13 protein-coding genes and 1 pseudogene are annotated in these 15,802 nt (G+C 31.2%); 13 read left to right on the forward strand and 1 reads right to left on the reverse strand.

Features of this window, described 5'->3' with window-relative positions; genetic code table 11:
* The first annotated feature begins 131 nt into the window (after positions 1 to 131).
* The 3 genes and pseudogenes from BMY33_RS09495 (at position 132) to BMY33_RS09505 (ending at position 2,432) form a co-directional block, all read left to right on the forward strand.
* A pseudogene (locus tag BMY33_RS09495) lies at positions 132 to 500 on the forward strand (four helix bundle protein).
* 63 nt (positions 501 to 563) lie between these two features.
* Entirely contained in the window at positions 564 to 1,100 is a 537-nt protein-coding gene (locus BMY33_RS09500) for an RNA methyltransferase (protein ID WP_091407821.1), read from the forward strand.
* Between the two features lie 18 nt (positions 1,101 to 1,118).
* Positions 1,119 to 2,432: a dipeptidase gene (locus BMY33_RS09505; RefSeq protein ID WP_091407822.1), complete on the forward strand. Its 1,314-nt coding sequence runs from the start codon at positions 1,119 to 1,121 to the stop codon at positions 2,430 to 2,432.
* Position 2,433: 1 nt separating this feature from the next.
* On the opposite strand, the gene folK is transcribed toward BMY33_RS09505, so the two are convergent.
* A complete protein-coding gene (gene folK, locus BMY33_RS09510; protein ID WP_091407824.1) occupies positions 2,434 to 3,561 on the reverse strand; it encodes a 2-amino-4-hydroxy-6-hydroxymethyldihydropteridine diphosphokinase in 1,128 nt (375 codons plus the stop codon).
* A 110-nt stretch (positions 3,562 to 3,671) separates the two neighbouring features.
* Here folK and BMY33_RS09515 point away from each other — a divergent pair, with 110 nt between their 5' ends.
* The 10 genes from BMY33_RS09515 (at position 3,672) to BMY33_RS09560 (ending at position 15,796) form a co-directional block, all read left to right on the forward strand.
* Positions 3,672 to 4,379 carry a queuosine precursor transporter gene (locus BMY33_RS09515; protein ID WP_369899336.1) on the forward strand — a complete coding sequence of 236 codons (708 nt, stop codon included), beginning with the start codon at positions 3,672 to 3,674 and terminating at the stop codon, positions 4,377 to 4,379.
* A gap of 79 nt (positions 4,380 to 4,458) precedes the next feature.
* Entirely contained in the window at positions 4,459 to 7,089 is a 2,631-nt protein-coding gene (locus BMY33_RS09520) for an AsmA family protein (protein ID WP_091407826.1), read from the forward strand.
* 394 nt (positions 7,090 to 7,483) lie between these two features.
* On the forward strand, positions 7,484 to 8,752 hold the full coding sequence (locus BMY33_RS09525) for a hypothetical protein (RefSeq protein ID WP_091407827.1): 1,269 nt from the start codon (positions 7,484 to 7,486) through the stop codon (positions 8,750 to 8,752).
* A gap of 39 nt (positions 8,753 to 8,791) precedes the next feature.
* The gene (locus tag BMY33_RS09530) at positions 8,792 to 9,229 is read left to right on the forward strand and encodes a hypothetical protein (RefSeq protein WP_139195624.1); all 438 of its coding nucleotides are present in this window, start codon (positions 8,792 to 8,794) and stop codon (positions 9,227 to 9,229) included.
* Positions 9,230 to 9,515: 286 nt separating this feature from the next.
* The gene (locus BMY33_RS09535) at positions 9,516 to 10,772 is read left to right on the forward strand and encodes a hypothetical protein (protein WP_091407831.1); all 1,257 of its coding nucleotides are present in this window, start codon (positions 9,516 to 9,518) and stop codon (positions 10,770 to 10,772) included.
* A gap of 26 nt (positions 10,773 to 10,798) precedes the next feature.
* Complete coding sequence (locus BMY33_RS09540; protein ID WP_091407833.1) at positions 10,799 to 11,239, forward strand: hypothetical protein; 441 nt, start codon at positions 10,799 to 10,801, stop codon at positions 11,237 to 11,239.
* 470 nt (positions 11,240 to 11,709) lie between these two features.
* Entirely contained in the window at positions 11,710 to 12,975 is a 1,266-nt protein-coding gene (locus BMY33_RS09545; RefSeq protein ID WP_091407834.1) for a hypothetical protein, read from the forward strand.
* Between the two features lie 105 nt (positions 12,976 to 13,080).
* The gene (locus tag BMY33_RS09550; RefSeq protein ID WP_091407836.1) at positions 13,081 to 13,506 is read left to right on the forward strand and encodes a hypothetical protein; all 426 of its coding nucleotides are present in this window, start codon (positions 13,081 to 13,083) and stop codon (positions 13,504 to 13,506) included.
* Between the two features lie 120 nt (positions 13,507 to 13,626).
* On the forward strand, positions 13,627 to 14,259 hold the full coding sequence (locus tag BMY33_RS09555) for a LysE family transporter (RefSeq protein WP_091407837.1): 633 nt from the start codon (positions 13,627 to 13,629) through the stop codon (positions 14,257 to 14,259).
* Positions 14,260 to 14,356: 97 nt separating this feature from the next.
* Positions 14,357 to 15,796, forward strand: a complete 1,440-nt coding sequence (locus tag BMY33_RS09560; protein ID WP_091407839.1) for a pyridoxal phosphate-dependent decarboxylase family protein — start codon at positions 14,357 to 14,359, stop codon at positions 15,794 to 15,796.
* The last annotated feature ends 6 nt before the right edge of the window (positions 15,797 to 15,802 follow it).

Consider the following 15,802-nt stretch of genomic DNA (forward strand, 5'->3'; position numbering starts at 1 on the left):
TAAGTTTCCAGTTGGCAGCGTAAAACCATATCTAGAGAATAAACATTCAAAAAAACCTCTTAGTAGTCCAACTAATATTATATAACATACAAAGAAGAAAATTATACCTTTGACAAAATTTCAAAACAAATATGGATTTTAAGAATCTACTAGCGTATAAAAAATCTTTTGATTTAGCCATGAAAATATTTGAGATTACAAAAAACTTCCCAAAAGAGGAAAAATACTCCCTTATTGATCAAATAAGGCGATCTTCGAGAAGTGTAACTGCAAATATTTCTGAATCATATAGAAAACGAAAATATCCTAAACACTTTATAAGTAAACTAACAGATTGCGATTCGGAAAATGCAGAGACTCAGACTTGGCTTGAATTTTCTTTAGCTTGTAAGTAAATTGATCAAAAAACTTTTGACCAACTTACTTCATTAAGTTTAGAAGTAGGGAATCTAATAAATTATATGATTAACAATCCCGGAAAGTTTGGCGTCAAAGAATAGATTAAATCATTAACACAAAACATTTACTGCATATTGCCAACTAGACACTGTAAACTTTTAGAAATGAATAGAAAACTAAAAAACAGCGAACTTGATCGTAAAACGGTTGCTGAATTCAAAGAAGCAGAAAAAACTCCTTTGATAATCATTCTAGATAATATTAGAAGTCTCAATAATATTGGATCTGTCTTTAGAACTGCAGATGCTTTTTTAGTTAAAAAGATATATTTATGCGGTATTACTGCTACTCCACCACATAAAGACATTCAGAAAACTGCATTAGGAGCTACAGAAACTGTAGATTGGGAACATGTAAAAGAGACTATAGATCTGGTTGCAAAATTACAATCAGAAAACATAAAAATTCTATCCATTGAACAAGCAGAAAATGCTACTATGTTACATGATTTTAATCCTGAATCTAATCAAACCTACGCGGTGATTTTTGGAAATGAAGTAAAAGGTGTTCAACAAGATGTAGTTTCTGCAAGTGATAGTGTTATAGAAATCCCTCAGTATGGTAGTAAACACTCTCTAAACATTTCGGTAAGTACTGGAGTAGTAGTTTGGGATTTGTTTTGTAAGTTTAAGGCTCACTAACTCAATTATTATTTCATAATGAAACACATCTCTATACTACTGGTCATCTGTTTAACTTTAATTGGTTGCAACCAAAAAAAAGAAGAACCTAAAAAAGAAGAATCCATGACAGAGGCGCAACTAATCTCCAAGGCAAAAGAAATACATAAGAATGTTATTACATTAGACACTCACTGTGATATTAACATAAAAAACTTTACCGACTCTATTAATTACACGCAAGATTTAAACTCTCAGATTACATTACCTAAAATGAAAAAAGGTGGTTTAGATGTAGCTTGGTTTATTGTATACACAGGTCAGGATTCATTAAATACAGAAGGATTTAAAAAAGCCCATGAAATCGCTATGTCAAAATTTGATGCCATCCATCGATTAGTTGACACTCTAGCTCCTGATCAAATAGCATTAGCAAGGAATTCTGATGATGTACGCAGCATTCATAAATCAGGTAAAAAAGTGGCTATGATAGGTATTGAAAACGGATATCCTGTCGGAACCGATATCAGTAATATAAAAAGGTTTTATGACCTTGGTGCAAGATATATGTCATTATCCCATAATGGTCATAGTCAACTGTGTGATTCTAATACTGGAGAAGCAGACGACGTTTGGCTACATAACGGACTAAGTGATCTTGGAAAAGAAGTTATTGTAGAAATGAACAAATGGGGTATTATGATTGATGTATCTCATCCATCAAAAGAATCTATGCGCCAGATGATCAAGCTTTCTAAAGCTCCCATTATAGCTTCTCACTCCTCGGCTAGAGCATTATGTGATCACAGTAGAAATCTAGATGATGAACAACTACAATGGTTAAAAGAAAATGGCGGTGTTGTTCAGACAGTAGCTTTTACCTCATATCTTAATACAGAAAAGTTTGAAAAGAGAGTCGTTAAAGAAGTAGAAATCGGTAAACAGATAGCCGATTCTATGGGAGTAACTTGGCTAGAACGAGAAGAAGTAATGAATCTTAGTTCTGAAGAAAAAGAGACTTACTATGACTTTTTAGGAAAAATGGCGGCGATACGAAGAGCAAAGGTTAAAAAAATGGACGACCTTCCTCCTGCCGTTGATGTTATCGATTTTGTAAATCATATTGATTATATGGTAGATAAAATTGGTATAGAACACGTAGGTATTAGCTCTGATTTTGATGGCGGTGGCGGTATAGAAGGCTGGAGTGACGCATCAGAAACTTTTAATGTGACTTTAGAACTAGTAAAACGTGGATATACTGAAGCGCAAATAGAAAAACTTTGGAGTGGTAACTTACTTCGCGTTTTAGACGAAGTTCAAAAAGTTGCTAGCGATCTTCAAAAAGGATAATTTAATCCTTCAATTGATCTAGAATCCAGATATAATCTAATCTGTTTGAAATAAAATCCCTTTCGGATATATCTATAATCTTAACATTAAGGTGTGACTGTGCTTTTATAAATCGCAAATACCCTTTATTGATTTTATCCAGATATTCGGCAGGGATTTTCTGTTCATAATCACGTCCCCTTTTTTTAATGTTTTCAAGCAAACGCTCTGTATTTTGATACAAATATAAATAGAGACCTGGCTTAGGTAAATCTCTGTACATTATATCAAAAACCTTTTTGTACAATTTATATTCATCTTCCTGAAGCGTTACTTGGGCAAAAATCAGTGATTTAAAAACATCATAATCACTTACAACAAAATCTTTAAAAAGATCAAACTGACCAATATCATCTTGCAATCGCTGATATCGATCGGCTAGAAAGGACATTTCTAAAGGAAATGCGTATCGCTCCATATCCTCATAAAACTTTGGTAAAAAAGGGTTGTCTGCAAAACGCTCTAACACCAATTTTGCATTAAACTCTTCTGAAATCAAATGAGCTAAACTTGTTTTACCCGCACCAATATTACCTTCTATGGTCAAATATTGAACTGCAGATAATGAGTATTCATCTTTTGGATTTAATATAACCTCTTTTACCCTTGTTACCTCGGATGCATCCTGAGTACTCTCTAACAATTGACTCACTGTTTGTTCTAAAATCGGATGTTTATATCCCTCTGATATTTCTTCCAGAGGTTTAAGCACAAACATCCGATCTTGCATTGATGGATGTGGAACCACGAGCTTTTGAGTTTGTATAATTCCTTCAGAGGAAAAAACAACGTCTAAGTCTATTGTTCTAGCTTCATAACCTTGTTTATCTGTTCTGTTTCTTCCTAAAGAGTTCTCAATCTCTAATAATTTATCCAAAACTTCTTCAGTTGTATAAAAAGTCTTTATTAAGACACAAGCATTATAAAAATCATCACTGCTAAAACCCCAGGCTGGAGTTTGATAAACCCCAGAAATTTTCACAACATCACCTATAGTATGATAAACAGCTCTTATAGCTTTTTGAAGATAATCTAACCGGTTTCCGATATTACTACCTAATGAAATATGTATATGATTGGGTGTTTTCAATTTCGGGTTTTTTATATTCTGATAATAACTCCGTATTTTTAAGAGCAAATTAAGGAAAACAAAACCACTTCACCTTATTTTTGCGCGAAGTATTATGAACTAATTGTATTTTGAATAACACTCCTCTGAATCTAAAAGATAAAATCCTCGCATATAGAATTTACTTAATTCTTGGAGCCTTATTTATTTCATCATTAGTAGCCTCAAACCTTATATTTCAGAAGTTTTTTTATTGGGATTTTTTCGGTGTGTATACTTTCGAGATTTCTGTTGGAATATTACCGTATCCTATTACTTTTTTAATAACAGATATTATTAGTGAAGTATATGGAAAAAGAAAAGCTAACCAAATAGTTACCGCAGGTATTTTTGCTTCTTTCTTTTCGCTACTAATTATCTATGCTTCTAAAGAAGTTCCTGCGACCAGTTGGTCACCGATCAATGATGAAACATTTACAGAGGTTTTTGGTGCAACCGCAATAGCTGTTTTTGCATCGATGATGGCATATCTTTTTGCTCAATATATAGACATTCAGGTTTTTCACTTTTGGAAAAAAGTTACAAAAGGAAAACATCTCTGGATCAGAAATAACTTCTCTACATTTTCTTCGCAATTTATAGACACACTTACTGTCCTGGTATTATTATGCTCTACAGGAATCATCGATTGGGATCGTTTTGGAATACTTTTACTTAATGGTTTTTTATTTAAAATATTAGTAGCCGCATTAGACACTCCTATTCTTTACCTAAGTGTTTTTATACTAAGAAAAAGGTTCAAATTAAAACAAGGAGGAGAATTAGCATTAGAAATTTAAAAAATCTAACAAATAGTTAACTCAAATACCGCAACATTGTACCTTTGTAAATCGTTACTTTACACAAAAAGCAATCATAATGGTTAAAAAAGCCCTCAAAATCTTCGGTATTCTTATAGTTATTCTTGTAATAGCAGTTATTTCTATTCCTTTACTTTTTGGAGGAACCATTAAAGATAAAATACGATACTTAGCAAACGAACACGTAAATGCAAAAGTCGATTTTGCAGATGTAGACATTAGTTTACTCAGAAGTTTTCCGAAAGCATCTGTAATCATTGATGAGCTTTCTATTATTAATTTCGCCCCTTTTGAAGGAGATACTTTAGCGTATGCAAAAAAAATATCTTTGGACATGTCGATAAAAGAACTATTTAAAGGCGCAGAAGAAGCTATTAGTGTTCAAAAATTCATAATCGATGAAGCTAATATTGCTATAAAAACAGATTCATTAGGAAATTCCAATTTTGATATTACTAAAGCATCAGAAGAAACAAACACAACCGACAACGAAGAAGGAGGTTCTTTTACTTTCGAATTAGATCATTACGAAATAAATAACAGTAAGTTATTGTACAAAGATGATGTAGGAAAGATTGCTTTATTAATGACCAACGTAAACCATAGTGGAGATGGATCCTTATCCGGAGAAAATATATTATTAGACACTGAATCTAGTTCTGAAGTCTCTTTTAGCTTAGATGACACTCAATACCTGAATAAAAATGCACTAAAACTTGACGCAGAATTAGAACTAGATCTAGAAAATCAACGATACGCTTTTAAAGAAAATAAAGCACTGGTAAATCAATTGCCATTAGAATTCGAGGGATTTGTACAATTATTTGAGAAGTACACCGATGTTGATCTTAGTTTTAAAACACCAACTTCAGATTTTAAAAACTTCCTAGCGGTTATACCAGAAGTCTATGCTAAAAACCTAGATGGCGTACAAACAACAGGAGATTTTTCGGTTAATGGTGTTATTAAAGGAAAAGCTGATGATGTATATATCCCAAAAATGGATATCCAAATTGCCTCGCATAATGCATCCTTTAAATATCCTGACCTACCAAAAAGTGTTCAGAATATAAATATAGATACACAAATAAAAAATGATACCGGTTTAGCTGATGATATCTATGTCAATATCGGAAATCTTACTTTTAAAATTGACCAAGATACTTTTGCTGCCAAAGGAAGTTTACGAAACATCACGACAAATATGATCGTAGACATGGCAGTAAACGGAACCTTGAATCTTGCTAATTTAGATAAAGCATACCCTTTAGAACTAGAACAACAACTTAATGGAATACTTAAAGCTAACGTAAATACGAAATTTGATATGTTATCTTTGGAAAAAGAACAATATCAAAATGTAAAAAGTACTGGTACCATTAGTTTGGATAAATTCACATATGCATCTCCAGATCTGCCGAGTGAGATAAATATAGAAAAAGCCAATGTCAATTTTAAGCCAGAAACTATTACTTTAGACAAAATGGAGGTTACTACAGGAAAATCGGATCTTGCTGCTGAGGGAACTATAAACAACTTAATGGGATTCTTATTTTCTAAACAAGATCTTAAAGGAAATTTTGATGTTACATCAGAAGTTTTTGCTGTAAATGATTTTATGGTGGCTGGAAATGAAACAACTGAAGAACAGACCCAAGACCAAACAACAAATGACGCTCTTAAAATCCCATCTTTTATTGATGCTACGTTGAATTTTGATGCAAAAAAAGTAATTTATGATAATCTAGAATTACGAAATACCAAAGGGAGTGTAAAAATAAATGACGAAACAGCGTATTTACAGAACGTAACATCTAATATTTTTGATGGTGGATTAGCGTTTAATGGGAAAGTATCTACTAAATCTGAAACTCCGAATTTTGGGATGAATCTAGATCTAAGCAAAATAAATATTGCAAAATCATTTTCAAGCCTAGAGTTATTGCAAGGTTTAGCACCTATCGCGAAAGCACTAACCGGAGCTTTAACAACACAGATCAACCTAAATGGTAACCTAAATAACGATCTAACTCCTGTTCTTAATTCTGTAAAAGGAAATGCATTAGCAGAAATATTAGATGCTAAAGTAAACACTGCGCAAACACCACTACTATCTAACTTAGATAGTCAGTTAAATTTTTTAGACCTAGACAAGCTAAACTTAAAAGACATTAAGACATCTCTTAGTTTTGATGATGGAAAAATCAATGTAAAGCCATTCGATTTCGATATAGAAGGCATTAAAATAACTGCAGGAGGAAGTCACAGTTTTGATATGAACATGGATTATAACGTATCATTGGATGTCCCTGCCAAATATTTAGGTAACGAGGTTGGTGGATTACTTTCTAAACTTAGCGATCAAGAATCTAAAGACATGAAAGTAGCACTTCCAATTGGAATATCAGGAAACTTTTCGAACCCAAAAATCAATCTTAATACTGGTACAGCAGTTAAGCAACTTACACAACAAATTATAGACAAGCAAAAAGAAAAAGCAACCGGTAAAATCGTTGATGAAGGCACAAAAGTACTGACCGATTTATTAGGAGGTTCTAAAAAAGATAAAGACTCTACAAAAACTACCACTGACAAGCCGGAAGACAAATTAAAAGACGCTGCTAAAGATATTTTAGGAGGTTTCTTAGGTAAGAAAAAGAAAAAAGATACAACAGGAACTAAGAACTAGACCTATTTTAATCTATTGTTTATTAAAGATTCTTGTCATTTTTTTAATTAAAATGAATTAATACTTCATTTTGCGCAAAAATCGCTAAAGTAACTACGCATCAATAGTATTTAATTTTTTTTACGTTTATTTCTTAGTACATTAGTACTGGGAAAACTACAAAAAAAGAACGGGATTTTAATTGGGTATATCAATATTTACAAACCTTTTAAAATCATATTATTAGAACTTCACGAACAATATCTCGTACAATAAAGTGTTATTTTACTAAAGAAATAATAGTAGTAACACAATAAATTTATTAAAACTGGATTAACTATTTAGTAAAGTTAGATCCAACACCTCTAACTCTTATAATTATAATTTTACCCTAAAATTAAACTCTGCAAAAGTTATGAAACTAGCTATATTCCCCATTGCTTTTCTTATATTTTTCCCTTCACTCTTATTGTCTCAAAACTCGATAAATGACAATCCTCTTCGATGGACGAAAGGATGGACTAATTTTGATCCTAATCACGAAGCATATCCCGAACCTGACAAGGATATTCCAAACATAATTGACAGAGATACTTATTTATCCAATGACTTGGTATACCTCCTATCTGGAAATACGTATGTTACTAATGGAGCTACGCTGACAATACAAGAAGGAACAATAATAAGATGTGATACAGAAACTTCTACAAGTTTAGTAATTAGCAAAGGATCCCAGTTAATAGCTGGAGGTCTTAAAGGACAACCTATAGTTTTTACATCTAGTAAATCTCCTAAAGCTAGAAAAAGTGGAGATTGGGGAGGAATAGTTATTGCAGGATCAGGAACTATTAATTCGCCGTCGGAAGCAGGAATTATTGAAGGAGATTTTCTTCCTCAATATTCTCTGTATGGAGGAAATGATAACAATGAGATGACTGCAATTATAACTTATGTAAGAATCGAATATGCAGGAAAAAAAATTAATCAGTCAAAAGAATTAAATGGGCTATCTCTTTATGCATTGGGGAACAAATCTATTCTTAACAACATTATGATTAGTCATTCTGCAGATGACTCTTTTGAATTTTTTGGAGGAACATTGAATACAAACAACTTAATTTCCTATAAAGCAAAAGATGATGATTATGATTTTACTTTAGGATATAGAGGAGAATTATATAATATTATAGCAATTAGACATCCCTACATATCAGATGCAAGTGGATCTTATGCAATTGAAATAGATGGATATGATAAAAAGATGGGATTAACATCTAAAAATCCATCAGCAGTAAAAATTTCAGAAGCTACCTTAATTAACTTATCTGACAATAGTAATTATCAACATACAACAGCTGCAATTTCTTCTAAAAATTTAGCTAAACTAAATTTTCTAGATTCAAAAATATCAGGATTTGCCAATGTGGTGAAATTTGACAACTCTTATAGATCTTATACAGATTTAGCAAATTCATTTTCTTTAGAAAATAGTATCTTTAACGTACATGATACAAATGTTTTAACCCGATTAGAACCAAAATCAGAAGCGCAAAAATTACTAAAATATAATATGTTTACCACACAATTCAGAAATGTCACAGATCTATTTGAAAAACCTTTAGATAACAAAAACCCTGAGTTTACATTAAAGCAATCTCGGGATAGTTACACAGTAATGCAGTAAAATTAAATTTTACTACAATAATTATTTAATAAATTAATGATGAAGTCGATTACCACAGTATTTTTTTTCCTTTTTATAGTTACAGTTAGTTTTTCTCAAACCAAAAAAAACATTCTTTTTGATCAAAGTACAATGATCAACAAGTTTCATACTATTGACGAACTAGAAGATTTAAAAAAAGGAGAACTTGTTAAATTATATATAGAACGAGCTAATGAGATTATTACCGTACTACCTTATATAGCACTAACTAATGAGGCCAATGTAAGTCTTTCTGATATTGGAATTAAAGAAAACTCTGATAATCAAAAACTATTAAAAAAGCATCATGAAACTACTACAGATGCTTTTGGTAGTACGAGTAATCTTATAACAGAGTTTGTACCCTATGCGGATACCGAAAAAATAATATGGTCTATTTTATATTATGAAGAAATGATCAAAAAAATCCGGATAGGAGTTAACGGAAACTTCTAAAAAATATTTAAAAACAGCCTTCTGGCTGTTTTTTTTATCTCTATATAATAATCTTCACAGTCCTCTGAGACTTATCAAAAAACACAGAGAATTACATCTATAGGAAACACAAACCTAATCCTTACCAGCTTATCAATTCTTACAAAAAAATGTTAATAAATCATTTTTCCTGTAATCTTTATTAGGTCTTATCGAACTAAATGGTGTTACTAGTTAACAAATCTTAATAAAGAAAACTGATCAATTACAAAAGATTCAGCAAAAGTATAACTTAAAAAAAGGAGTTATGAAGACAAGAGAATTACTAAGTTTATTTTTATTTATTACAATTTCGGTTTCGGGCTTATCTCAAAATGATTTCAATCCTACTAACATGAAATGGATGAAAGATTGGACTAATTTTTCACCGAACAACACAAATTACCCTAGTTACGAAGAACAACTACCAAACATCATTAATAAGGATACTTATCTAAAAAGTGATATTATTTATTTTATGTCTGGTGATGTATATGTAATTAATAATGCCACGTTAACCATAGAAGAAGGTACGTTAATAAAAGCAGACACCGAAAAATCCACAAACCTTATTGTTTCTAAAGGAGCTAAACTTATCGCTAACGGAACAAAAGCTTCACCAATTGTATTTACCTCAAATAAATCTAGAAATTCTAGAAAAAGCGGTGATTGGGGAGGAATAACTATTATTGGATCTGGAAAAGCTAATACTATAGAAGGAGAAGGAGTTGTAAAAGGAAAATTCAATCCTTTATACACCATATTTGGTGGAAACAAAATGGATGAAGAAACTACTATATTGAAGTATGTAAGAATCGAATATGCTGGAAAATCCACTAATGGATTATCGTTATATGCACTAGGCAACAAATCCGTTGTAGAAAACATAATGGTAAGTTATTCTGCGGATGACTCTTATGAATGGCATGGAGGAGCCTCTACCTCAAGAAATCTAATTTCTTATAAATCAAATGACGATGATTTTGATTTCACACAAGGATATAGAGGAGAGCTTATCAACATACTAGCCATTAAACACCCATATATCACAAGCAACAATGGATCATACGCTATTGAAGTAGATGGATATAATAAAAATTTAGGTTTTGACAATTCTAAAATACTTTCTAGTATAGATATTACAGGAGCCACATTAATTAGTCTCGCCGATGAAAGTAATTATAATCATACTAGAGCTGCAATTTCTATAAATAATTTAGGTGAACTTTACCTTAATAACTCCAATATATCTGGATTCTCCGATGTAGTAAAATTAGACAAGACATTTTCAACATTAAGAATGATAGAAACAGCTTTCAAATTAGACAATAGCTTTTTTAATGTACATAAGGAAGGCGTAGTCACTCAAAACAATATCCAAGACGACACATTTAATCTTTTAAAGTACAATAGGTTTACTAAAAAGTTTCAACAACCTCAAGAAATTTTTAGTGATCCGTTAGATAAGGTTAACCCTGATTTTTCTCTAAAAAATTCATTAAACAACTACATGGTAGTTCAGTAAACGATCCAACCACAAAAAATAAGACCATGAAAAAGACAACCATATTATTACTATTACTACTAACCATAGGTTCCTTAAGCGCACAAAATAACAAGAAAGGAATTCTCTATGACAATGATAAACTAATTAATAGGTTTCATACTATTGATGAATTACAAGACCTTAATAAAGGTGCATTAATAGAATTATATTTAGAACGTACAAGAGAGATTTTTATAGTCTTACCCTACCTATCATTATCCAATCAACCTGGAACTAGCTTAAGTGATATTGGAATTAAAGAAGACTCTGACAACATTAAAATAGTAGAAAAAAATAACGAAATAGCAGATAGAGCATTCGTTTATACTACAAACACAGTAAAAGAACTAGTACCTTACTCTGATACGGATAACATCATATGGGCTATTCTATACTTTGAAGAAATGATCAAAAAAATGAGATTAGGGAAGAATGGAAATATATAACATATTCTTTGGACAAAGAGCTTAAAAAAACATCGACAAAAGGCATAAAAATCACGTTTATAATTCATTTACATAAACGTGATTTCACTTTTCTTATGATATAACATTTCAATAAAAAGCAAAATTTCAATAAATCTCAAAAACTTGGAAATATTATAAATACCTAAAAAACAATTATTTATATAATTTTCTATTTTTTGTTTTAATTTAAATACCATCAAATATTTTTTTTGTTTATTTTTTTTACAAAAAAATTAAACAAATCGTAAAATACTGAAAACCAATACTGTAAAACCGTCATAAGTAGGAATAATACTCTTAAAGTTTTCATAATTATTGCTATATTAACGACGAACGTACATATTTTACGGTAAACACGTAACCAACTCTACAAAAAGTATAGTAACTTAGTGACCCTAAAGTAGAAGAGAGAATTTTCTTCTAAATTTTAACCCCAAAATTAAACTTTTATGAAACTAAGATGCGCCTTAATTACGTCTATTTTATTATGCATTACTATTTTAAATTCTAACGCACAGGATTTCAATACTAATGACAGCAAATGGACAAAAGGTTGGACCAATTTCACACCAAATACTACAAATTATCCCGAAGCAGAAGAAAAGCTTCCAAATATCATAACAGAAGACACTTACTTAAGCAATAACACAGTATACCTGATGTCTGGTAATGTATATGTTATAGGTAATGCGATACTAAGCATCCAAGAAGGAACGGTAATAAGAGGAGATCATGAAAATCCTGCAAATCTTATTATTAGTAAAGGATCTAAATTAATCGCAGTTGGAACAGAAGCATATCCAATTGTTTTCACCTCTAATAAAGCACCAAAATCAAGGGCAAGCGGAGATTGGGGTGGTATAATAATTGCTGGATCAGGAAATGTGAATTCGGTTTCTGGAAATGGTATTATCAAAGGAGATTTTAACCCTCAGTACGCTGTATACGGCGGAAACAATCCAGATGAACAAACTACTGTTCTCAGATATGTAAGAATAGAGTTTTCTGGTAGTAAATCAAAAAGTAGTAGCGGTTTATCATTATTTGGAATAGGAGCAGCATCTATTATAGATCATATAATGGTTAGCTACTCAGGACAAGATTCATTTAACTGGACTGGAGGTAATAACAATATAAGAAATATGATTTCTTACAAAGCGGAAGATGATGATTTTCAAATATCTGAAGGTTTTAAAGGAGATCTTGATCAATTAATGGCTGTACGTCATCCGTATATTAATAGTCCAAAGGGTTCATTTGCAATAGAAATAGATGGTTATAACAAAGAACAAGGATTCTTGAAACCAAACGCAATTACTGATGTAACAATTACTAATTCTACTTTTGTTAATCTATCTGATAATTCTAATTATATGCACACTGCATCTGCAATATCTGCAACAAATTCTGCTTTAGTTTATCTACATAATTCCAAGATTTCTGGATTTTCAAATGTTGTAAAATTTGATGAATCGTACACCTCTTTAGCAGTTCTTGAAAGAGCTTTCAAAATGGATAATAGTTTTTTTAATATTCATGGTGAAGGTGTAGAGGTTAGTTACAAACCAAATGCAGGAGTTTTAAATATTTTAAAATATAATAGATTTACCAAAGATTTCGTTAGTGTTGACAAATTATTTGAAGACCCAAAAAGTAAATCAGTGCCAAAATTTCAATTGAAGAAAGCCATGAATAATTATATGGTAATGCAATAAGATATTACCGCTATTTAAAAATAACACTTTTTTGTCCCAGGTTCCCCAAATCCTGTAAATGAATTTAACACGGCAATATAAATTATGCTTAAATCTAAACTATTAATGAGTTTCATCTTTTTTCTATCAATTCAATATATGAATGGTCAGCAAAAAGATGAAGCCATTTTTTTTAAACAAAAAGATCAAATTACTAAATTTCATACGATAGGTGACCTTGAAGATTTAAAAAAAGGGCAACTCATCAAACTTTATCAAGATCGTATAAAAGAAATCATAACCGTTCTTCCATTTCTATCTCTTACCAATGAACCAGGAGTTAGACTAAGTGACTTAGGAATTAAGGAAGATTCTGGTCATATAAAATCTCTTAAAAAAAGCGTAGAAACGAATAAAGAAGCTATAGATGCAACTCAAAATTCTATTGAAGAACTCGTACCCTATGCAGATACCGAGAAAATTATATTAACAATCTTATACTTCGAAGAAATCATAAAGAAAATGAGAATCGGGGTTACCAAAAACTTTTAAAACAAAAGTTTATATACAAAAAAAGAAAGGACAGTATTGATACTGTCCTTTCTTTTTTTTAAATTCATAAAATATCATATATAACTGTAAGGCTATTTTAGAAATAACTACTAATAAAGCATGATTACATTCTATCTTTTTCTTGGTATTTTAACTTCAGTCGCTGGAGCACTTCCACTTGGAGCTGTTAACATAGCTGTAATCAATACTACCATTAAAGAAGATACCCAAAAAGCATTTCGTATTGCGTTAGCTGCCGGTATTGGCGAGGTATTATTGGCACTCTTTGCACTCCATTGCAGTATGGAACTTACAGATTTTTTCGAAAACAATAAATGGATTCAAGTAGTAATCATTTCCATCTTCCTAATTATAGGAGTTTATTTTTTAGCTCGAAAAAACAAAAAAGAAAATATTAATAAAGTTAAAAAGAATAGACTTCAAAAATCTAAATTTTTAACTGGCTTCTCTTTAGCATTTTTAAACCCTCCTGTAATAATATATTGGATAGTAGCAATATCACTAACAAACAAACATCTGTTTGAACTTACTCTTTATACGCCATTAATTGCATTATTTCTTTTCTTTTCTGGTATATACTTAGGTAAAATAGGCACTTTGTATTTATACAGCAAATGGGGTAACAAAATGGCTAATAGATCTGACAATTCTAAGACCAAATTATTTAAGATTATTGGTATCGCTCTAATAGTAATTTCTGTTGTCCAAGGATTAAAATTCTTTATAGTCTAGAGACACAATTAACATATACATTTTTAAAACTGTTTTATACCTATTTTAATTTTCAAAAACAGTCTACATTTGCATACGATTTTGATAAAAAGATGCAATGAAGGAAAACTACCTAAATCCAGAATTAATATTATCCAAAGATGACATGAAACAATATGGCTATACGATTATAGATCATATAGTGGAACATTTTGACAACCAAGATTCTAAAAAACCTGTAGCCATAGCTACTCGTGAAGAAATGGATAATTTATTAACAGAAGATATTCCTAATCTTCCTACAGATGCAAATAAAGTTCTTGATTTTGTAATGAAGGAAATTATTCCGCAAAGTACTATTGTATCACATCCTAAATCATTCTCTTTTGTCCCAGGGCCGAGTAATTATATTAGCGCGATGGCAGATACAATAGCAACTGGTTTCAATATTTTCTCTGGAGGTTGGGCAGCTTCACCTGCAGCCGCAGAGTTAGAAATTCTTACAATGAATTGGCTGTTAGAAATTTTTGGATTTGGAACCAAGCAAGGAGGAGGTATTTTTACTAGTGGTGGATCTATGGCCAATTTGACCGCATTGGTCACCGCTAGAAGAATTAAATGTGGAGACGATTTCTCTAAAGCGGTGATTTATTTATCTGATCAAGCACATTCTTCTAACATTAAAGCAATTAAAGTAATTGGTTTTAAAAAGAGTCAAATAAGGATCATACCTACTGACTTAGAATTCAAAATGTCATTAAACAAATTAAAAAATGCCATTGCCAAAGATCGACTTCAAGGATTAGAACCTTTTTGTATGATCGCTTCTGCGGGAACTACTAACACAGGAACAGTAGATCCGTTAGACGAAATTGCAAAAATTTGTACCAAAGAAAAACTATGGTTCCACATAGATGGCGCCTATGGCGGTGCTGCAATATTAGCAGATAACGGAAAAGAGCTACTAAAAGGTATTGAAAAAGCGGATTCTTTGACTGTAGATCCACATAAATGGTTTTTTCAGCCTTATGAAATGGGGTGCTTACTTGTTAAAAACCACAATTGGTTAAGTGGAACATTTAGTGAAAAACCGGAATATTTAAGGGATGTAGAAGGAAATGAATCTGAAATCAATTTTTATGACCACGGAATTCAATTAACTCGTCGTTTTCGTGCCTTAAAATTTTATATGTCCTTAAAAACTTTTGGTTTGGATTCTTTTAAAAAAGCTATTCAATATAATATAGAATTAGCGGAACAAACTGAAAACACCCTTAGAGAAAGCTCTAAATGGGAAGTCATTTCTCCAGCTACGTTAGCGGTTATTAATTTTAGATATCACCCTATTGATAAAAATTTATCTGAAAAGGAGATTGATCTTATTAATCAGAAAATCTCTGAAAAAATAATGAATTCTAGAGAGGCACTATTAGTTACTACAGTACTCTTAGGACAAGTAGTATTGAGAATGTGTTTAATTAATCCAAGAACCACTATTAATCATATCACAGAAACTATTGAACAATGCCAGTCATATGGTGATGAATTACTTGCTTAGAATATA

It is taken from the genome of Aquimarina amphilecti, assembly GCF_900109375.1.
GTDB lineage: Bacteria > Bacteroidota > Bacteroidia > Flavobacteriales > Flavobacteriaceae > Aquimarina > Aquimarina amphilecti.